Below are 19,610 nucleotides of genomic sequence, written 5' to 3'. Positions count from 1 at the left end.
TGCCTTGGGCCCCTGTTGAACGAGTGGTCTTACCAGTAATATAAGCAGACTACTAGCGAATCAATCGTGGAGGCAATGACCATGACTATCCCCGACGGCTCCGCGTCGAAACGGCGAACCTATGCCCTGGGCATCGTGCCCGGGGACGGGATTGGCCCCGAGGTCACGGCCTGCGCCGTCGGGGTGCTGGACGCGGCCGAACGGCTCTTCGGTTTCTCCACCACCCGCGAGACGATCCCCGCCGGCGCGCGGCACTACCTGGCCACGGGGGAGCTCTTCGAGGGTGCGGTTCGCGAGAAGCTCCAGGCGAAGGACGCGATCCTCTTCGGGGCGATGGGCGACCCGGCGGTGGCGCCCGGGATCCTGGAACGCGGCTTCATCCTGGCGATGCGCCAGGCCTTCGACCAGGCGGTGAACCTGCGGCCCGTTCGGCTGTATCCGGGGGTGAGGACACCGATCGCCGACCTGGAACCCGAGCGCTGCGATCTGGTGATCGTTCGCGAGAACACCGAAGGCGCCTACGTGGGGCGCGGCTCCACGGTGCACGCCGGCACGGCGAACGCGGTGGCGGTGCAGGAGTCCGTCAACACGCGCGCCGGCGTCGAACGCGTGGTCGACTACGCCTTCAGGCTGGCCGCAGGGCGCCGGAACAAGGTCACGCTGTGCCATAAGACCAACATCCTGGTGGAAGCCGGGAAACTGTGGCAGGAAACCTTCGACGCCGTGGCGGCGCGGTACCCCGGCGTCGAGACGGACTATGTGCACGTGGACGCCATGTGCTTCCACCTGCCCGTGTCGCCGGAACGCTTCGACGTCGTCGTGACGGACAACCTCTTCGGCGACATCATCACCGACCTGGGCGCGGTGATCCAGGGCGGACTCGGCGTGGCCGCGAGCGCGAACCTCAACCTCGACGGGAGCGCGCCGAGCATGTTCGAGGCGATCCACGGCTCGGCCCCGGACATCGCCGGCCGCGGCCTGGCGAACCCGGCCGGGGCGGTGCTCTCGCTCGCGATGTGCCTGGCCCATCTCGGGGAAGCGGCCGCCGCGAAGGCCGTGGAGACCGCGGTTGTCGCCGTCCTGGGGCAGATGGACGGACTCAGCGGCGCGGACATGGGCGGATCCACGGACGAGGTGGGACGCCGCATCGTCGACGCCTTGGAGAGCGCCGCCAGCGGTTCGCTTCCCCCGCTGGCGGGACGGTCGGTCATGGACGCGATGGCCGCCGCGGAGCGCTGAGTTCCGGAAGTTGGTTGAGCCTGTCGAAACCGTGTCTCGACAAGCTCGACCAACTAGACATGCTCGACCGGCGGGAAAAGGTCGAGCCTGCCGAAACCCCCGCGGGGTCTCGACAGGCTCGACCAACTCGTCGGGTCTCGACAGGCTCGACCAACTCGTCGGGTCTCGACGAGCTCGACCTACTCAGGGTGCGTCGACGAAGCCGTCCGCCACGTCCAGCGCCCGGTCCAGGATCGCCAGGCCCTCGCGCAGGTCCTCCTCGCTGATGTTCAGCGCCGGCACCACGTGCAGGCGGTTGAAGTTCGCGAACGGCAGCAGTCCGTTCTCCTTGCAGAACGCGACGACGGCGTCCATCGCCTGGCTGGACGACCCGTACGGGGCCAGCGGCTCGCGCGTCCCGCGGTCCTTGACCAGCTCGATCGCCCAGAACATCCCGACGCCGCGGACCTCGCCGACGGACGGATGCCGGGCCGCGAAATCCTCGAGCGCGGGCCGGACCACGCGCTCGCCGAGATCGGCGGCGTTCTCGATCATGCCCTCGTCGGCCATGGCGTTGATCGTCGCCACCGCCGCCGCGCACGCCAGCGGGTGCCCCGAGTACGTCAGCCCGCCCGGGTACGCGCGCTCGCGGAAGGTGTCGAACACCGCGCCGGAGATCGCCACGCCTCCGAGCGGCACGTAGCCCGAGTTCACGCCCTTCGCGAAGGCCAGCAGGTCCGGGACCACGTCCCAGTGGTCGACGGCGAACCACTTGCCCGTGCGCCCGAAGCCGGCCATGACCTCGTCGGCGATGTACATGATCCCGTACTTGCGGGTCAGCTCCCGCACCCCGGCCATGTACCCGGCGGGCGGGACCATGATGCCGGCCGTGCCCGGCACCGACTCGAGGAGCAGTGCCGCGATGTTGGCCGCGCCCTCCAGCTGGATGACGTCCTCGAGGTGGCGCAGCGCCCGCTCCGTCTCCTCGGCCTCCGTGGCCGCGTGGAAGTACGAGCGGTAGAGGAACGGCGCGAAGAAGTGCACGACGCCGGAATCGCCGTAGTCGTTGGGGATGCGCCGCGGGTCGCCGGTCGCGTTGATGGCCAGGTGCGTGCCGCCGTGGTAGCTGCGGTACGCCGAGAGCACCTTCTTGCGCCCGGTGTGCAGGCGCGCCATGCGGATCGCGTGCTCGACGGCGTCCGCCCCGCCGTTGGTGAAGAACACGTGGTCCAGGTCCCCGGGGGTCAGCCCGGCGATCAGCCGCGCGGCCTCGGAGCGGGCGTCGTTCGCGTGCTGCGGCGCGATCGTGCACAGCTTCCCGGCCTGCTCCTGGATCGCCGCGACGACCTTCGGGTGCTGGTGGCCGATGTTCGTGTTCACCAGCTGCGAGGAGAAGTCCAGCAGGCGCCGGCCCTCGCCGTCCCAGAGGCGCGTGCCCTCCGCCTTGACCACGGTCATCGGGTTGATCTTGTCCTGGGCGGACCAGGAGTGGAACACGTGCGCGCGGTCCAGCTCGTGGGCGCGGCGCCCGGCGGCCAGCTCCGCCTCGGTGGGCGCGGTGCCGGCACCCGCCCCGGAGGCGCCCGAGGGCCCGGGGTTGCCGGCGGTGCCGGTGGTGGAGGTCAGTGTCTCGGTCATGGTGCTCCTTCGGGGCGCGGTGTCGGTGGTCGCGGTGTCGGTGGGCGTGGTGGCGGTGCGACGGCTAGTCGTTCTGCGGGAAGCCCAGGTTCAGGCCGCCGTGGCTGGGGTCCTGCCAGCGCGTGGTGACGACCTTGCCGCGGGTGAAGAAGTGCACGCCCTCGGTGCCGTGGGCGTGGGTGTCGCCGAAGAGCGAGTTCTTCCAGCCGCCGAAGGAGTAGTACGCCATGGGCACCGGCACGGGCACGTTGATGCCGACCATGCCCACCTGGATCTCGTTCTGGTAGCGCCGGGCGGCGCCGCCGTCGTTCGTGAAGATCGCGGTGCCGTTGCCGTACGGGCTGTCGTTGACCAGCTGCACGGCGTCGTCGTACGCGTCCACGCGCAGGACCGAGAGCACCGGGCCGAAGATCTCGTCCGTGTAGATCGGCATCTCCGTGGTGACGTGGTCGAACAGCGTGGGGCCGAGGAAGAAGCCCGACGGGCCCTCGGGGGTGGACTCGGCGTCGAACTGGTCGGTCGCCGAGGTGTTCACGCGGCCGTCGAGGACCACCGTGGCCCCGGCGGCCTCGCCGGCGTCGATGTAGCCGGCCACGCGGTCGCGGTGCGCCGCGGTGACCAACGGGCCCATATCGCAGCCGCGCAGGCCGTCGCCGGTGCGCAGGGAGCGGGTGCGGTCGGCGATCTTGGAGACCAGCTCGTCGGCGATGTCGCCCACGGCGACCAGCGCGGAGACGGCCATGCAGCGCTCGCCCGCGGAGCCGAAGCCGGCGTTGACCGCGGCGTCGGCGGCGAGGTCCAGGTCGGCGTCGGGCAGCACCACCATGTGGTTCTTGGCGCCGCCGAGGGCCTGCACGCGCTTGCCGTTGGCGGTGCCGCGGGAGTAGACGTACTGGGCGATCGGGGTGGAGCCGACGAAGGAGACGGCCTTGATGGACGGGTTGTCCAGCAGTGCGTCGACGGCCTCCTTGTCGCCGTTCACGACGTTGAAGACGCCGTCCGGCAGTCCGGCTTCCTTCCACAGCTCGGCCATCCACACGGTGGCGGTGGGGACCTTCTCGCTGGGCTTGACGACGACGGTGTTGCCGGCCGCGATCGCCAGCGGGAAGAACCACATGGGCACCATGGCCGGGAAGTTGAAGGGGGAGATGATGGCCACCGGGCCCAGCGGCTGGCGCATGGAGTGCACGTCGACCTTGGTGGACGCGCCCTCGCTGAAGCCGCCCTTGAGCAGGTGCGGCATGCCGCAGGCGAACTCGACGACCTCCTGGCCGCGGGTGACCTCGCCGAGCGCGTCGTCGAGGACCTTGCCGTGCTCGGCCGTGATGATGGCCGCGAGCTCGTGCTTGCGGGAGTTCAGCAGCTCGCGGAAGGAGAAGAGGACCTGCGCGCGGCGGGCCAGCGAGGTGTCGCGCCAGGCCGGGAAGGCGGCGGCCGCGGCGGCGACGGCGGCGTCCACGTCCTGGGTGCGGGCCAGCGCCACGCGGCCGGAGACCTCTCCGGTGGCCGGGTTGGTGACGGGCGCGGTGCGCTCGGAGCCGGCCGCGGTGGACTCGCCGCCGATCCAGTGGAGGATGGTGGGCTCGCCGGAGGCGGACTCGGGGCGGGCGGACTGCTGGGTGATGGTCATCGTCACTCCTGATGGGTCGGGGGAGGGTTTCGGCCGTGGGGCCCTGCACCCATCCTGCCCCCGGGTCCCCAGCCGCACAACGGGCAACCTGTCGGAAATCCATCCCGAATGATTACACTGTGTCAATGCACCTCAGCGTCCGCACCCTCCTCGCCCTCCCCGAGCTCCGGGCCGCGGACCCCGAGCTCCTCGCCGGGGCCGAGGGCCTCGACGCCCCTGTGCGCTGGGTCCACGTCTCCGAGCAGGCCGGCGCGTCTGTCCTCCTGCAGGGCGGGGAGTTCGTCCTCAGCACCGGTCAGGCGTTCGACGGCGGCGCCCCGCTGGGCGCGGACGCGGTGGCCGCGCACCTGCGCGGCTTCCGCGAGGCCGGGGCGGCGGGCATCGCCTTCGAGATCCTCGGGGACCGGCCGGCGACGGCGGCGCTGCTGCGCGGCGTCGCGGACGCGGCCGGCCTGCCCGTGGTGCTCCTGCGCCGCCGGATCAGGTTCGTCGGCGTCACCGAGACCGTCCACCGCATGATCGTCGCGGACCAGGTGCGCCAGCTGGAGGCCTCGCGCCGGGTGCACGAGGCCTTCACCGCGCTCAGCGTGGAGAACGCCGGGGCCCAGGAGATCGTCGCCGCCGCGGCCGGGCTGGCCGGGCGGACCGTGCTGTTCGAGTCCCCGGATGGCACGGTGCTGCACGCGGGGACAGGGCTGCACGCGGGGGCAGGGCCGCACGCCGGGGAGGGGCCGCGCGCGGGGGAGGGCTCCGGTGCGCTGGCCGCAGACTGGGCGCGCCGCCGCGCCGGGACCGCCGCGGAGGACACGCTGACCGCGCCGGTCGCGGGGGCCGGCCAGGACTGGGGCCGCCTCGCCGCCCCCGGGACCCCGCCGGACGACGACGCCGCGGCCATGGTCCTCCAGCGCGCCGCGCAGGCCCTGGCCATCCACCACATGGCCGAGCGGGACCAGCGCGAGGTGGCCCGCCAGGCCGAGGCCGTGCTGGTCAACGAGCTGCGCCAGCCCGGGACGCTGACCGAGGAGCAGGCGCTGGACCGCGCCGCGGCCATGGGGTTCGACGCCGGGGTCGCGTACGTCCCGGTGGTGCTGGCCCTCGACGCCGGACGCGGAGGCCCGCTCGACGCGCAGCGCCGCGGGCGGCTGGTCATGGACGCGCTCGCCCGGGTGGTGTCCGCCGCGCGGGCCTCGGCGCTGGTCGCCCGGCTGCACTCGGACCAGGTCGGTTTGCTGCTGGCCCTGCCGGCCCGGCAGCTCGAGGACCCGCTGCTGGCCCGCGTCTGCGCCGGCCTGGCGCGGACCGCCCTCGACGGAGGCAGCACGCAGTCCGGCACGGGGCAGTCCGGAACCGCGCCCGGAACTCCGACGTCCGGAACCGCGCCCGGAACTGCGACATCCGGATCGGCGCCCTGGTGGACCGTGGGCGTGGGCCGCGCCCAGGCCTCGCTGCTGGACGCGGCCCTCGGGCTCGACGAGGCCGGGCACGTCGCGCAGGGTGCCGCCTCGCTGCCCGCCGCCGAGCGCGCCCGCCGCCCGTACCACCGCTCCGCCGACGTGCGGCTGCGCGGGCTGCTCGCCGTCCTGCGGGAGGACCCGCGCGTGCGGGCGTTCGCCGACTCCGAGCTCGCCGGACTGGCCCCGGTCGAGCTGGGCCTGCTCGAGCGGTTCCTGGCCGCCGGCGGCAACAAGGCGGCGCTGGCGCGCGGCGAGCTGGTCAGCCGCCCGGCGCTCTACGCCCGCCTGGACCGGCTGGAGCGCCGGCTCGGCGTGCCCCTGGACGACGCCGAGTCCCGCGCCTCCCTGCACGTCGCCGTCCTCGTGTGGCGGCTCGGCGCGCGGTGACGGGCACAATGGGGGAGTGACCAAGCCCTTCACGCTCGTCCAGCTCCGCTACTTCGCCGCCGTCGCCGAGACGCAGAACATGACCGAGGCCGCGGTGCGCCTGAACGTCACCCAGTCCACGCTGTCCTCCGCGATCGCGCAGCTCGAGGGCGAGGTGGGCGCGTCCCTGTTCGTGCGGATGCCGCGGCGCGGGCTGCGCCTGACCGACGCCGGCCGGCGGCTGGCCCGCGAGCTCGGCCCGTTCCTCGAGGAGGCCGACCGGATCAACGCGCTGGTCGCGGGGGAGGCGGACGCGCTCGACGGCGAGCTGCGCGTGGGCCTGTTCGCCCCGCTGGCGCCGTTCCGCGCCCCGGTGATCCTCTCCGCGTTCGAGCGCAGCCATCCAAAGGTGCACGTCTCCTTCCTCGAGGGCGACCAGCAGTTCGTCCAGCGGGCCCTCGCCGAGGGGCGCTGCGACGTCGCGCTGATGTACGACATCGGGCTGGAGGCGGGGTTCACCACGCACGTCGTCGAGCGCGTCCCGCCGCACGTGATCGTCCACGCCGGTCACCCGCTGGCCGCCGCCGCGGACCGCGAGGTGTGGCTGGCCGAGCTGGCCGCCGAGCCGCTGATCCTGCTGGACCTGCCGCACACTCGCGAGTACTTCCTGCACCTGTTCCGCCTGGCCGGGATCGAGCCGCGGATCCGCCACCGGGCCACGGGGTACGAGACCGTGCGGGCGTTCGTCGGGAAGGGGCACGGCTACTCCGTGCTCAACCAGCGCATCCACCACCAGCTGACCTACGTCGGGGACCGGATCGTCCCGCTCACCCTCGCCGACGACCTGCCGTCGATCGCCGTGGTCCTGGTCCGGCCCGACGGCGTCCGCCCCACCCGCCGCGCCCTCGCCTTCGAGGAGGTGTGCCTCCGGCTCTACGGGGCCACCCGCGACTGAGGCGGACGTCGTGCACACATCGATTTCCTCGATGCGAAACAGCGAAAGAATCAATTAGACACCTGTGACGGCGGTCACGCAGACTGGAACGACAGAAGACCTCCCTTCCCGGACCCGGCGCCTCCACGCGCCGCGCGGACGCCGCAACGGCGCGGATCCCGTCCCGGGAAGGGCCACCACCCCACCAGGAGACCACGATGCCCGAGCAGGACCACCGTTTCCACGGTGTTTCGCGCACCCCAGGCCCCCGGGCCGGAACGCGAAACAACAACGCACCGACGCATTCACCGTCCCGAAACACCGCGGGCGTCCCCGGTAACCGCGCCTCCCTACGGTTGATGCCATGACCACCACACAGCAGCCAGCCCCCGTTCCGGGCCCGGGCACCGAGACCGCCGTCGAATTCAACACCGGACGCAAGTCCACCGGCCTGCAGAAGCGCGTCCTCGCCGGCGGCAGCGTCGGGCAGTTCATCGAGTTCTACGACTTCTCGCTCTACGGCCTCTCCGCCGTCGTGCTCTCCCAACTCTTCTTCCCGAGCCAGAGCCCCGTCGTCGCCCTGCTCTCCGTCTTCGCGACGTTCGGCGTCGCGTTCTTCATCCGCCCGCTCGGCGGTCTGTTCTTCGGCGCCCTCGGCGACAAGATCGGGCGCCGCAAGGTCCTGTACGTCACGCTGCTGACCATCGGCGTCGCCACCGCGGCCATCGGCCTGCTCCCGACGTACGCCACGGTCGGCGCGCTCGCCCCGGTCCTCCTGGTCACCTGCCGCCTGATGCAGGGCTTCTCCGCTGGCGGCGAGTCCGTCGGCGCCCCGGCGTTCGTGTTCGAGCACGCCCCCGTGGACCGCCGCGGCTTCTGGCTGAACATCACGCTCGCCGCCACCGCGCTGCCCTCCGTGGTCGCCGGCACGCTGATCCTGGTGCTGAGCCAGTCGATGAGCGACGAGGCGTTCATGAGCTGGGGCTGGCGCGTGCCGTTCCTGCTGGCCCTGCCGCTGGCCGTGTTCGGCCTCTGGATCCGCTCCCGCACCGAGGAGTCGCAGGCGTTCAAGCAGGTCGCCGCCGCCGAGCAGACCAAGGAGTACAGCCCGGTCCGCGAGGCCTTCCGCGAGAACCGCCTGCGCATGGTGCAGGTCGTGTTCGTCATGGGCCTGACCGCCATGGGCTTCTACTTCCTGGTCGGCTACTTCGTCCCGTTCGTGCAGACCAGCGGCAACCTGACCCGCGAGCAGTCGCTCATGGCCAACGCCGCGGCGCTGCTGTTCTACGCGATCCTGCTGCCGATCGGCGGCATCATCGGCGACAAGGTGGGCCGCAAGCCCATGCTGATCGCCGGAGCCGCGGCCATCGCCGTCTTCGCGGTCCCGTGCTTCATGCTGGTCACCAGCGGCTCGCTGATGCTGGCGATCCTCGGCCAGCTGCTGTTCGTGGTCCCGCTCTGCATCTACGGCGGCGGCTGCTACACCTTCTTCGTCGAGATCTTCACGACGCGGACCCGCTTCACCTCCGCGGCCGTGAGCTACAACCTGGCCTACGCCCTGTTCGGCGGCACCGCGCCGTTCATCGGCACGGCGCTGATCGGCGCCACCGGCAACAGCATCGCCCCGGGCATCTACCTGGCCGTGGCCGCCGTGATCGTCCTGCTGCTGCTGACGCTGACCAAGGTCCCCGAGACCCGCGGCAACCTGCACTAGCCGCGGACGGCCGCGGGTCCCCGGGGACCCGCGGCCAACCGCACCCTCCCGCACGCACCCCCCGCACTAGGAGCACCACCGTGAACGCCCAAGCCTTCCTGACCGACTTCCACTACGTCGCCACCTTCGGGGCCACCGACAACAACGGCGTCGACCGCCAGGCCGCCACCGCCGAGGACAAGATCAGCCGCGACTGGTTCGCAGCCTTCGCCCGGCAGCGGAACTGGGAGACCCGGGTGGACGGGATCGGCAACATGTTCGCGCTCGTCGAGTTCACCCCCGGCGCGCCGTACATCCTCATCGGCTCGCACCTGGACTCGCAGCCCCTCGGCGGCCGGTTCGACGGCGCGTACGGCGTGATCGCCGGGCTGCACGCCGCCGAGCGGGTGGCGGAGCGCGTCCGGGAGGAGGGCGCCCGGCCGCCGTTCAACCTCGCGGTCGTCAACTGGTTCAACGAGGAGGGCGGCCGGTTCGCCCCCTCGATCATGGGCAGCTCCGTCTTCGCCGGGCTGATGGACCAGGACCGCATGCTCGCGGTCCGCGACCTCCAGGGCACCAGCGTCCGCGAGGCGCTGGAGGGCATCGGCTACCTCGGCGCGGACGAGCGCCCCGAGGTCGCCGGCTACGCGGAGATCCACATCGAGCAGGGCCGGATCCTGGAGCGCGAGGGCTACACGATCGGCGCCGTCGACTACTCCTGGCACACGCAGAAGCTGGACATCGAGGTGCTCGGCGAGCAGTCGCACACCGGCGCCACCGCCATGGCGGACCGGCACGACGCGCTGGTCGCGGCGTCGAAAGTCGTGCTCATGGTCCACGACGTCACGAAGGACTTCGAGGAGGAGGCACTGGTCTCCTCCGTGGGGCAGCTGACCCTGGAGCCCAACTCCCCGATCGTGGTCCCCCGCCGCGTGCACCTGGTCGCGGACCTGCGCTCGGCCAGCCCGGAGACCGTCGCGGCGGCCCGCGCCACGCTCCTGGAGCAGATCGCCGCCCTCGCGGTGGAGCACGACATCCGCATCAACGTGAAGGACTTCGACGTCCGCGGCATCCAGCGCTACCCGGAGGACGGCCTCGAGCTCGCGGAGAAGGTCGCCGCGGACCTCGGCCTGGGCGCGCGCCGCATCCGCACCATGGCCGGCCACGACTCGGTGGCCCTGAACCGGATCGTGCCCACCGTCATGATGTTCATCCCGTCCGTGGACGGCGTCTCCCACTGCGAGCGCGAGTTCACCACCGACGAGGACATGGTGGCCGGCGTCGACGCGCTGGCCGGCGTCGCGTGGGAGATGGTCCGCGGCGCGCTCGCCGGGGACCGCGAGCCCGCCGCGGCCGCGAGCGGGGCCGGCGCGTAGTGGGGGAGCTCCACTACCTCGACGCCGCGACCGCGCTGCGCCTCTTCCGGGCCCGCGAGCTCTCGCCCGTGGAGCTCATGAACGCGGTGATCGCCCGGACCGCGGAGGTCAACGGCGAGGTCAACGCGCTCACCGAGACCCTCTTCGACGATGCGCTCGCCGCCGCCCGGCTGGCCGAGGCGCGCTACGCGCGGCCCGCGGACGACGCCGGCGCCCCGCCCGCGCTGTTGGGACTGCCGGTGGCGACGAAGGAGAAGCACGCGCTCGCCGGCCGGACGATCGAGCAGGGCCTGGGCTCCCACCGCGGACGGACCGCCGCCGCCGACCACCCCGTGGTCGCGCGCATCCGGGCCGCGGGCGGGATCGTGCACGCGAGGACCGCGTCCCCCGAGTTCAGCTGCGCCACCGTCACGCACAGTCCGATGTGGGGCGTGACCCGCAACCCCTGGAACCTGGACCGTTCGCCGGGCGGCTCCTCGGGCGGCGCGGGCGCCGCGCTGGCCGCGGGCCTCGCGCCGCTGGCCACCGCCAGCGACATCGCCGGCTCCACCCGCATCCCCGCCGGCTTCACCGGCACGGTCGGCTACAAGGCGCCCTACGGCCGGGTGCCCGGCGCCCCGCCGCTGTCCGCGGACTGGTACCGCGGGGACGGGCCGATGGCGCGCACCGTCGCCGACACCGCGCTGCTGGCCAACGTCATGTCCGGGCCCGACGCCGTGGACCACAACACGGTCCCGGCCGGGGAACCGATCCCGCTGGCCCACGCGCCCGTCGCCGGGATGCGGATCGCGCTGAGCGTGACGCTCAGCGACTTCCCGGTGGACCCGGCGGTGGAGGCCAACACCCGCGCCGTGGCCGCGGCCCTGCGCGACGCCGGCGCCGACGTCGTCGAGGTGTCGCTGCCGTGGACCACGGACCGGGTCCGGGAAACCATCTTCACGCACTTCGGCCACATTCTGGGCCCGGCCATGGCGGCGGAGATCGCCGGCGGGGACGCCCCGCTGGCCGCCTACACCACCCGGTTCATCGCCGACGCCGCGGCCGCCGCGGCGCGGAACACGCTGGCGGAGGGCCTGGCGATGGACGCGCGGATCCAGGCGGAGCTCGCCGCCGCGATGTCCGGCTTCGACGCGCTGCTGTGCCCGACGTCGGGCGTCTCGTCGCTGGACGCGGCGGGGGACTACCTGGACGGGATCGACGTCGGCGGCCGCCACCTGGAGCACTACTGGGAGGCCCACCTGACCAGCCCATTCAACGTGGCCAACCGGTGCCCGGTGCTCGCGGTGCCCAGCGGCTTCGCGGCCGACGGCGTGCCGACGGGCGTCCAGGTGGTCGGGCACCCGTTCGCCGAGGCGTCGGTCTTCCGGATCGGCGCGGCCATCGAGGCCCTGCTTCCCTGGGCCCACCACCGCCCGTCCTTCAGCGGGAAGCTCGCCGTTTAGGTAGGTCGAGCTTGTCGAGACCCGGTGGTCGAGCTGTCCTCAAAGTAGGTCGAGCCTGTCGAGACCGAGCCCCTTCACATAGGCCGCCTGCCCCACGTGCTGCGCGGTGTCGTTAAGCACGCTGACCAGCCGGACGGCCGCCGTCACGGGCGGGCCGAACCGCAGGTCCACGACCGTCCGGTAGCCGTCGGCATCCAGCGAGCGCAGCACCTCCAGCGTCCGTTCGTGCACGGCGGCGTGGTACCCGTCCAACAGGGCCGGGTCGCCGACGCCGAACCGCGCGACGTCGTCCGCGCCATGCCCGTAGCCCGTGTCCTCGTCGGGGTACGGCAGCGCGAACCGCTCCCGCCAGCCGGCGTCGAGCCACAGCTGGCCGCGGCGCTCGTGCCCCCAGTCCGACGGCGGCTCCTCGCCGCCGAGCACCGCGGCCAGACCGGCGAGGTGGTCGTCCTGGATCCGGGTGAGGTGCCACGCCAGCCAGCCGATCGAGTTGGCCCCCGCGGCGGGGCGGTGGAGGACCGTTGCGGGCGACGCGCCCGCCAGCACCGCGTGCAGGTCCTCCCGCACCCGCTCGAACCCGTCGATCAAAACGTCCCGCACCAGTTCCGCATCCATGACCAGATGCTAGCCGCCACGCGATACGCCGCAGAAGACCGGAAGACGTGCCGGCCGGCATCCGGCGTGGGCGAAGAGAAATCCACCATCTTCTCTGGCGCTCGGTGCGGGCCTGTTCTAAGGTTCGGCTCAACCGGTTTCCGGGGGAAAACCACGATCGTTGGGGGCGATATATAGGGATAGCTGGACGGACCAGATGTAGGGATCGCCATGACCGTGGACCAAGGCAGACAAGCCTCCGGATCGAACGGAGGCCCCTACGGCTCCGGCGGGGCAGGGGGGACCTCGCCGCCCGTGTCCCGCCGCACGCTCATTGCGGGAGGCATCGCTTCCGTGTTGGCCGCAGGCAGCGCCCTCGGGGACACCGTCCTCCGGAACGAATCGCAGGCCGCCGCCCGGAAGCCCCGGACGGTCTTCGTCTCCTCTTCGCTGGGTTCCGACACATGGAGCGGTACGCGCGCCCGACCCTGGGCCACGTTGGGACGCGTCGAATCGGCGCTGCGTTCCGGGGCACTGCGACGGACTGACCGGGCCCTCCTCCGTCGCGGAGACACCTTCTTCGGGTCGCTCGCATTCCCCGCACTCCGGGGCTCGGCGGGGGTCTTCACCCTCGGCGCGTACGGAGCGGGCGCCAAGCCCGTGGTCTCCGGGTACAAGGTGAGCCGCGACAAGTGGCGACGCCACGCCTCCGGCATCTGGAAGCTGGACCTGCGCCCCGGATCCGGGCACTTCGGGGGGAACACCGGATCCGCCAGCACCGACGTCGCCTTCCTCAAGGTGGGGCGGTCGATCAAGGGGCGGAAACGCTGGACAATCGGGGCCGTGGCCAACGAGTGGGATTTCTACAGCGGCGGCGGATTCGTCTACGTCAGGAAGGCCACGTCGCCGGGCGCCGGCGTCCGCGTCTGCGTCAAGCAGACGGGCATCACGCCGACGTCCAACACGGTCGTGACAAACCTGGACATCGTGGGGCACGGAGCCCACGGCATCGCCGTCGTCTCCATGAACAACGTCCTGATCAGGGGAAACACGATCCGCGAAATCGGCGGGGCCAGGCTGCGGCCGGACACCAGATACGGCAATGGCGTGGAGATCTGGATCGGCTCGGCGAACGTCAGGGCGGAACGGAACGTGGTGAAGGATGTCTACGACGTCGCCTTCACCCTGCAGGGGGAAGCGGTCGGCGGCAGGTCCGGATGGCGCAACGTCCACATCACGCGCAATGTGTCCGACCGGTGCAACATGTCGTTCGAGCTCTGGTCCATCGGTCCACGCAAGAAGGGGACCGGGTTCGTCAACTGCTCCTTCACGGGGAATACCTGCAGGAACGCCGGCTATTCCTGGGGACAGGCCGTCAGGCCGGACCGCGCGGGAAAGGGGACGCACCTACTCCTGTATCGGATGGACCTCCCGACCGACGTCGAGGTCACCGGCAACGTCTTCGGCCGGGCCTACAGCAACTACGCGTACATCCACGACAAGACTGCCCCCGCGGGGTTCTCCAGCCACCACAACACCATTTCGCTGCGCAGGGGCCAGAAGATCGTCCACCAGGGACCCCACACGCTAGAAACGGCCAAGGCGTACGTGCGGGTCACCGGCGCGGAGGTGGGGACGGCGTTCCGGAGGGTATAGCACGTCCGCCCCTCCGCCGGGGAAGGGGCGCCCCGGACCGGCGCCACCGGCGAACTCGGCCCGCCAACGCCTGCGGATAGACTCGCAACCATGATCGTCGGCATTGGTGTGGACGTTGTCCAAGTCTCCCGTTTCAGGCAGCAGCTCGAGCGCACGCCCGCCCTGCGCGAGCGCCTCTTCGTCCCGGCCGAGCGCGAACTGAACATCCGCTCGCTCGCGGCGCGGTTCGCCGCCAAGGAGGCCGTCGCGAAGGCCCTCGGCGCGCCGGTGGGCATGAACTGGCAGCACTGCCAGGTGGTGGTCGACGCCGCCGGGGACCCGCACGTGATGGTCGACGGGACCGTGGCCGAGGCCGCGACGAAGAAGGGCGTGCTGTTTTGGCACCTGTCCCTGAGCCACGACGGCGACCTGGCCACGGCCATGGTCGTCGCGGAGCGCTAGCCGTGATCCCCGCCTACACCGGCGCGCAGGTCCGGGCCGCCGAGCAGCCGCTGCTCGACGCCGGGGCGGGGCCCGGGCTGATGCGCCGCGCCGCCCACGGGCTCGCCCGGCACACCGCGGAACTCCTGCGGCGCGAGCGCGGCCGGGTCTACGGCACGCGGGCCGCCGCGCTGGTTGGCACCGGGAACAACGGGGGAGACGCGCTCTTCGCAATGGCGTTCCTGACTAGGCGCGGCGTTGCCTGCACCGCCGTCCTGCTCGGGGAGAAGGCGCACGACGCCGGCCTCGCCGCGTTCCGCCGGGCCGGCGGCCGCGTCGTGGACGGACGTCCCGGGAACAACGCCGGGGCGCAGCCTCGGGAGGACGAAGACACCGACGACGGTGGAACGGATGACGGGTCCCCGCGCTGGCGCGCCGCGGTCGCCGCACTGGCGGGCGCGGACGTCGTCATCGACGCGGTGCTCGGCACCGGCGCCCGCGGCGGGATCGAGCTGCCGCTGCTGCCGAACGGCGCGCTGGTCGTCGCCTGCGATCTGCCCTCCGGCGTGGACGCCGACACCGGCAACGCCGCTGACTCAGCTCTTGAGGCGGACCTGACTGTCACGTTCGGCGCGCTCAAGACCGGCCTGGCCGTCGGCCGGGGCCACCTGCTCGCGGGGCGGGTCGAGGTCGTCGACATCGGGCTGGGACCGCACCTCGGGGACCCCGACCTCTACGTCATAGAGCGGTCGGACGTGGCCCGGCTCCTGCCGCGCCCGGCGCGCGACGCGCACAAGTACTCCCGCGGCGTGCTGGGGCTGGTCGCCGGGTGCGACCGGTACCCGGGGGCGGCGGTCCTGAGCGCCACGGCGGCCGTCAACGCCGGGCTGGGCATGCTGCGCACCGTGGCCCTCGGCCGCGCGGCGGAGCTCCTGGCGCACGCCGTGCCGGAGGCCGTGCCCGCCGAGGACACGGACGTCCGCGTGCAGGCCTGGGCCGTGGGGCCGGGGATCGGGGACGACGCCGGACAGTTGGCCGCCGCCAAGCGGGCCATCGCCTCGGGCCTGCCCTGCGTGGTGGACGCGAGCGCGCTGCGCCGTTTTGAACCGTCAGACGGCCGCGGAAACATCGTCCTGACGCCACACGCGGGGGAGTTGCAGGACCTGCTGACCCGGGCAGGCCTGGACGTGGAGGCGGGGGACATCGCCGCGGATCCGGTGAGGTGGGCGCGCCGAGCGGCGTCCACCTATTCGTCGGTGGTGCTGCTCAAGGGCCCGGCGACGGTGTGCGCGGCGCCGGACGGTTACACGGTGGTCTGCAACGCGGGCGGCCCGGAGCTGGCGACCGCTGGCAGCGGCGACGTGCTCACGGGCATCATCGGAAAGTTCCTGGCCACGGGCAACCAGCTCGGGGACACCCGTTCCTTAGTCCAGGTCGCGGCGACCGCGGCCGCGGTGCACGGGCTAACGGTCCACACGATCGGGTCCGCTGCCACGCCCCAGAGCGCGCGGGCCTTGGCCGAGCGGGTGTCCGCCGCGGTGGACACCGTAGGAAACTAGTAGGCGCCGTCCTTGCCGACCACGGCCTTGGCCGTGCGGAAGAGGATGACGAAGTCCTGCATCATCGACCAGTTCTCCACGTAGTAGAGATCCAGACGCACGCTGTCGTCCCACGAGAGGTCGGACCGGCCACTGACCTGCCACAGCCCGGTGATGCCCGGCTGCACCATCAGGCGACGGTGCACGTAGTCCTCGTAGGTGGCGACCTCGCCGGGCAGCGGGGGACGGGGTCCCACCATGCTCATCTCGCCGACGAACACGTTCCAGAGCTGCGGCAGCTCGTCGATGCTGAACCGGCGGATGAACGCACCCAGGCGGGTGATGCGCGGATCGTTCTTCAGCTTAAACAGGACGCCGTTGCCCTCGCTCTGCGCGCGGAGCGCCTCCAAACGAGCTTCGGCGTCGACGACCATCGAGCGGAACTTGTGCATCTTGAACGGCGCGCCGTCCTTACCCACGCGGTCCTGGTGGAAGAACGCGGGGCCGGGGGAATCGAGCTTGACGGCGATCGCGACGGCAATCAGCAGTGGAGACAGCAGCAACATGGCCAGCCCGGAGGACAGGATGTCGAAGGTGCGCTTGGCGACACCCTTCGTGCCCTCGAGTTTTGGCGTCGTCACGTGGATCATCGGCAGGCCGGCCACGGGTTGCGTGTGGATGCGGGGCCCGGCGACGTCGGTCAGCGCGGGCGCCATGATCATGCTGATACCGCGGGCTTGAAGTTCCCAACCCAGTTCCCGGATGAGCCGGGGCTTGAGCGCGGATCCGCTGGAGATGGCGATGGCGTCCGCATCGCCCTGTTCAATGGCTCCGAGGATGCCCTCGAGGTTCGTGGACACACTGAGAACTGGAACGGGCAGTTCTTGACCGTTGGGAGCCTCCATGCGGAACCCGGGCATCACCGCGGCGACCGGAACGTAGCCCGCCTCCGGCGCCGACATCAGACCGCGGCACAGGTGTTCCACGGCACCAGGGCCGCCCAAGATGACGATGCGGCGAGTGAACTTTCCCTGGCGGCGCCCGGCTGCCAACCTGCGACGGAACAGCCAACGGCCAATTAAAATCAGGGCGAGGCCGAGGGGAAGAGCCAGGCCTACGTAACCCCGTGCCGTGTCTACATCAGCCGCGTAAGACAAGATGGCTATGCCACCGAATAGGTACAGGGAGGCGGCAGTGACACGCTTGTATTCTTCGGTGCCAGCACCCAAGATTCGGATTTCTCGACTGTTCCAAGCAGTGAGGAAGAGCCACCACAGCACGGCTATCGCGACGCTCACAACCCAGTAGTTGGGCTGCACACGTTGTGTGACGATGACGTCGTCGCTTTGAAACCCAAATCTCAGAAGTTGCGCCGCGCCAATGGCAACACTAATGCACGCGGCATCGAGCAGCGCTAGACGGTTGGGCAGCAAGACGCGCCAATGATAGCGATTCGGACTCAACCGTGTTCCCCCACGTTGTTGATGCATTGAGTGATGCTCGGGCGCCCGAGGTTCAGGTGCGACCCCACAATGCTACAGCCCGCATTGTCGCGCACAGATGCGGACACTGTCGCAAGTACAGACACTGGCCCCTGTTCTAATCCCAGAAGAGGGGCGTCGGCCATAGCAGCCGACGCCCACCCTGTTAGCCGCGGAAGCTGTCCCGATGGTCACGGAACCAATCGACGGTTTGGCGAATGCCATCCTCCAAAGAAACCGAAGCGGTCCAGCCAGCCGCGGCGAGCTTGGAAACATCCATGAGCTTGCGCGGCGTCCCATCGGGCTGACTAGCGTCCCACTCCATGCGGCCGGTGTAGCCGACGGTAGACGCCACCGTTTCAGCCAGCTCTTTGATGCTTACATCACTTCCCACGCCGACGTTGACCTGTTCCGGTCCGTCGTAATTCTCGAGAAGGAAGAGGCACGCCGAAGCCATGTCATCCACGTGGAGGAATTCACGGAGCGGTGAACCGGTGCCCCAGTTGACCACTGTCTCGGTCCCGTCTCGAACCGCCTCATCGTAGCGGCGGATCAATGCCGGCATGACGTGTGAACCCGTCGGCGAGAAATTGTCACCTGGGCCATACAGGTTGGTGGGCATGGCCGAGATCCACGGTTTTCCGTACTGCCGGCGCACCGCCTGAACCTGCAGGATGCCTGCGATCTTCGCGATGGCGTAGGCATCGTTGGTGGGTTCCAGATGCCCGGTGAGGAGGTACTCCTCCTTCAGCGGCTGTGGCGCCAGCTTGGGGTAGATGCACGACGACCCGAGGAACAGGAGGCGCTCCACATCGTTCTCAAGCGCGGCGTCCATGGTGTTGACCTGAATCTGCAAGTTCTCGCTCAGGAAGTCCACCGGGTACGAATTGTTGGCCATGATGCCGCCGACCTTGGCGGCAGCGAGAACAACGTACTGGGGCTTCTCCTCGGAGAAGAAACCGAAAACATCGTCCCGGTTCTTGAGGTCCAGCTCGGTGGACGTTCGTCCGATCAGATTCGTGAAGCCCTCCGACTCCAGCTTCCGCCAGATCGCGGAACCAACTAGACCCCGGTGTCCAGCGACGTAGACCTTCGCGTCCCGGTCCAGAGACTGTGGTTTGAAAGCAGCGGGATCCATCTAGACGCGGACTTTCCAGCTGTCGAGGTCCACGGAGTCGATCCAGTGGTGGCCGGCGTTCTTCAGCGTTTCGATGTCCGCGTCCACCATGATCCGTGCAAGCTCTGGGGTCTTGACGGTCGGTTCCCACTCGAGCTTGTCCTTGGCCTTGGAGTAGTCGCCAATGAGGGCATCGACCTCCGTGGGGCGAAGGTAGCGTTCGTCGAACTTGACGTAGTCCTCCCAGTTCAGTCCAACGTGCTCGAAGGAGTAGGCGAGGAAATCCTTGACGGTATAGCCCTCGCCTGTCGCCAGCACGAAGTCTTCGGGCTCATCAACCTGGAGCATCCTCCACATGCCTTCCACGTACTCAGCGGCATAGCCCCAGTCGCGGACAGAGTCGAGGTTGCCCATGTAGAGCTCATGCTGCCTACCCGCCTTGATAGCTGCAACTGCACGCGTGATCTTGCGGGTCACGAACGTTTCGCCACGGCGGGGAGACTCATGGTTGAACAGAATGCCGTTGACGGCGAACATGCCATATGCCTCGCGATAGTTCTTGGTGATCCAGTAGCTGTAGACCTTTGCAGCGCCGTATGGAGACCTAGGGTAGAAAGGTGTCTCCTCGTTCTGTGGTGGCGGAGTGGCGCCAAACATTTCCGATGAAGATGCCTGATAAAAGCGCGCGTCGACATTCGCCATTCGCATGGCCTCTAGCAGTCGCACAGTGCCTATGCCTGTGGTGTTGGCTGTGTGTTCAGGCTCGTCAAATGAGACCCTCACATGTGATTGCGCTGCCAAGTTGTAAACTTCGTCTGGCTTGATCTCGGCCAGGAGAGTGACTAGTCGCGCACCGTCTGACAAGTCGCCATAGTGCAGAAATAGTTTGGCCCCCGATTGGTGTGGATCCACGTAAAGATGATCGATCCGTGCCGTATTAAAGGTCGATGCTCGTCGTATAAGTCCATGGACTTCATAGCCCTTTGCTAGGAGCAGTTCTGTTAAGTACGAGCCATCTTGACCAGTAATTCCAGTGATAAGTGCGCGTTTCAA

General features: G+C 70.1%; 15 protein-coding genes. 9 read left to right on the top strand and 6 right to left on the bottom strand.

All coding sequences use genetic code 11. The annotated features are described in order from the left end of the window. Window positions 1-81 precede the first annotated feature (81 nt). On the top strand, window positions 82-1,239 hold the full coding sequence (locus ACETWP_RS05185; RefSeq protein ID WP_373971151.1) for a 3-isopropylmalate dehydrogenase: 1,158 nt from the start codon (window positions 82-84) through the stop codon (window positions 1,237-1,239). A 183-nt stretch (window positions 1,240-1,422) separates the two neighbouring features. Here the strand turns inward: ACETWP_RS05185 and ACETWP_RS05180 are convergent, their stop codons facing one another. After that, the gene (locus ACETWP_RS05180; protein ID WP_373971150.1) at window positions 1,423-2,856 is read right to left on the bottom strand and encodes an aspartate aminotransferase family protein; all 1,434 of its coding nucleotides are present in this window, start codon (window positions 2,854-2,856) and stop codon (window positions 1,423-1,425) included. A 64-nt stretch (window positions 2,857-2,920) separates the two neighbouring features. After that, window positions 2,921-4,486 (bottom strand): CoA-acylating methylmalonate-semialdehyde dehydrogenase, encoded by a 1,566-nt coding sequence (locus ACETWP_RS05175; protein WP_373971149.1) that lies wholly within the window; start codon window positions 4,484-4,486, stop codon window positions 2,921-2,923. Window positions 4,487-4,611: 125 nt separating this feature from the next. On the opposite strand from ACETWP_RS05175, the gene ACETWP_RS05170 reads away from it, so the two are divergent. The 5 genes from ACETWP_RS05170 (at window position 4,612) to ACETWP_RS05150 (ending at window position 11,751) form a co-directional block, all read left to right on the top strand. Next, window positions 4,612-6,327, top strand: coding sequence for a PucR family transcriptional regulator ligand-binding domain-containing protein (locus ACETWP_RS05170; RefSeq protein WP_373971321.1), 1,716 nt, complete (start codon window positions 4,612-4,614; stop codon window positions 6,325-6,327). Between the two features lie 16 nt (window positions 6,328-6,343). Beyond that, window positions 6,344-7,261 (top strand): LysR family transcriptional regulator, encoded by a 918-nt coding sequence (locus tag ACETWP_RS05165; protein ID WP_373971148.1) that lies wholly within the window; start codon window positions 6,344-6,346, stop codon window positions 7,259-7,261. A gap of 343 nt (window positions 7,262-7,604) precedes the next feature. Then, window positions 7,605-8,954 carry an MFS transporter gene (locus tag ACETWP_RS05160; protein ID WP_373971147.1) on the top strand — a complete coding sequence of 450 codons (1,350 nt, stop codon included), beginning with the start codon at window positions 7,605-7,607 and terminating at the stop codon, window positions 8,952-8,954. Window positions 8,955-9,034: 80 nt separating this feature from the next. Beyond that, window positions 9,035-10,309, top strand: coding sequence for a M20 family metallo-hydrolase (locus ACETWP_RS05155; RefSeq protein WP_373971146.1), 1,275 nt, complete (start codon window positions 9,035-9,037; stop codon window positions 10,307-10,309). After that, a complete protein-coding gene (locus ACETWP_RS05150) occupies window positions 10,309-11,751 on the top strand; it encodes an amidase (RefSeq protein ID WP_373971145.1) in 1,443 nt (480 codons plus the stop codon). Before ACETWP_RS05155 ends, ACETWP_RS05150 begins: the two co-directional genes overlap by 1 nt. 39 nt (window positions 11,752-11,790) lie before the next feature. On the opposite strand, the gene ACETWP_RS05145 is transcribed toward ACETWP_RS05150, so the two are convergent. Further along, window positions 11,791-12,366, bottom strand: coding sequence for a mycothiol transferase (locus tag ACETWP_RS05145; protein WP_373971144.1), 576 nt, complete (start codon window positions 12,364-12,366; stop codon window positions 11,791-11,793). A gap of 210 nt (window positions 12,367-12,576) precedes the next feature. Between ACETWP_RS05145 and ACETWP_RS05140 the strand changes: the two genes are divergently transcribed. From ACETWP_RS05140 to ACETWP_RS05130, 3 genes are all read left to right on the top strand, one after another. Beyond that, a complete protein-coding gene (locus tag ACETWP_RS05140; protein WP_373971143.1) occupies window positions 12,577-14,001 on the top strand; it encodes a right-handed parallel beta-helix repeat-containing protein in 1,425 nt (474 codons plus the stop codon). 90 nt (window positions 14,002-14,091) lie between these two features. Then, window positions 14,092-14,442, top strand: a complete 351-nt coding sequence (locus ACETWP_RS05135; protein WP_373971142.1) for a holo-ACP synthase — start codon at window positions 14,092-14,094, stop codon at window positions 14,440-14,442. Between the two features lie 2 nt (window positions 14,443-14,444). Further along, on the top strand, window positions 14,445-15,980 hold the full coding sequence (locus ACETWP_RS05130) for an NAD(P)H-hydrate dehydratase (RefSeq protein ID WP_373971141.1): 1,536 nt from the start codon (window positions 14,445-14,447) through the stop codon (window positions 15,978-15,980). On the opposite strand, the gene ACETWP_RS05125 is transcribed toward ACETWP_RS05130, so the two are convergent. The 3 genes from ACETWP_RS05125 to gmd form a co-directional block, all read right to left on the bottom strand. Next, the gene (locus ACETWP_RS05125; protein WP_373971140.1) at window positions 15,977-17,392 is read right to left on the bottom strand and encodes a sugar transferase; all 1,416 of its coding nucleotides are present in this window, start codon (window positions 17,390-17,392) and stop codon (window positions 15,977-15,979) included. The genes ACETWP_RS05130 and ACETWP_RS05125 overlap by 4 nt on opposite strands. A gap of 214 nt (window positions 17,393-17,606) precedes the next feature. After that, window positions 17,607-18,578, bottom strand: coding sequence for a GDP-L-fucose synthase family protein (locus ACETWP_RS05120; protein WP_373971139.1), 972 nt, complete (start codon window positions 18,576-18,578; stop codon window positions 17,607-17,609). Further along, a complete protein-coding gene (gene gmd / locus ACETWP_RS05115) occupies window positions 18,579-19,610 on the bottom strand; it encodes a GDP-mannose 4,6-dehydratase (protein WP_373971138.1) in 1,032 nt (343 codons plus the stop codon).

This window comes from Arthrobacter halodurans, from assembly GCF_041877255.1.
Classification (GTDB): domain Bacteria; phylum Actinomycetota; class Actinomycetes; order Actinomycetales; family Micrococcaceae; genus Arthrobacter_N; species Arthrobacter_N halodurans.
This window is presented reverse-complemented; position numbering and strand designations above follow the sequence as displayed.

What these genes read in the sequence shown, in the direction of transcription:
- ACETWP_RS05120 (WP_373971139.1), bottom strand. Translation starts at nt 18,578, where the DNA reads ATGGATCCCGCTGCTTTCAAACCACAGTCTCTGGACCGGGACGCGAAG.
- ACETWP_RS05135 (WP_373971142.1), top strand. Translation starts at nt 14,092, where the DNA reads ATGATCGTCGGCATTGGTGTGGACGTTGTCCAAGTCTCCCGTTTCAGG.
- ACETWP_RS05170 (WP_373971321.1), top strand. Translation starts at nt 4,612, where the DNA reads ATGCACCTCAGCGTCCGCACCCTCCTCGCCCTCCCCGAGCTCCGGGCC.
- ACETWP_RS05140 (WP_373971143.1), top strand. Translation starts at nt 12,577, where the DNA reads ATGACCGTGGACCAAGGCAGACAAGCCTCCGGATCGAACGGAGGCCCC.
- ACETWP_RS05180 (WP_373971150.1), bottom strand. Translation starts at nt 2,856, where the DNA reads ATGACCGAGACACTGACCTCCACCACCGGCACCGCCGGCAACCCCGGG.
- ACETWP_RS05175 (WP_373971149.1), bottom strand. Translation starts at nt 4,486, where the DNA reads ATGACCATCACCCAGCAGTCCGCCCGCCCCGAGTCCGCCTCCGGCGAG.
- ACETWP_RS05185 (WP_373971151.1), top strand. Translation starts at nt 82, where the DNA reads ATGACTATCCCCGACGGCTCCGCGTCGAAACGGCGAACCTATGCCCTG.
- ACETWP_RS05160 (WP_373971147.1), top strand. Translation starts at nt 7,605, where the DNA reads ATGACCACCACACAGCAGCCAGCCCCCGTTCCGGGCCCGGGCACCGAG.
- ACETWP_RS05145 (WP_373971144.1), bottom strand. Translation starts at nt 12,366, where the DNA reads ATGGATGCGGAACTGGTGCGGGACGTTTTGATCGACGGGTTCGAGCGG.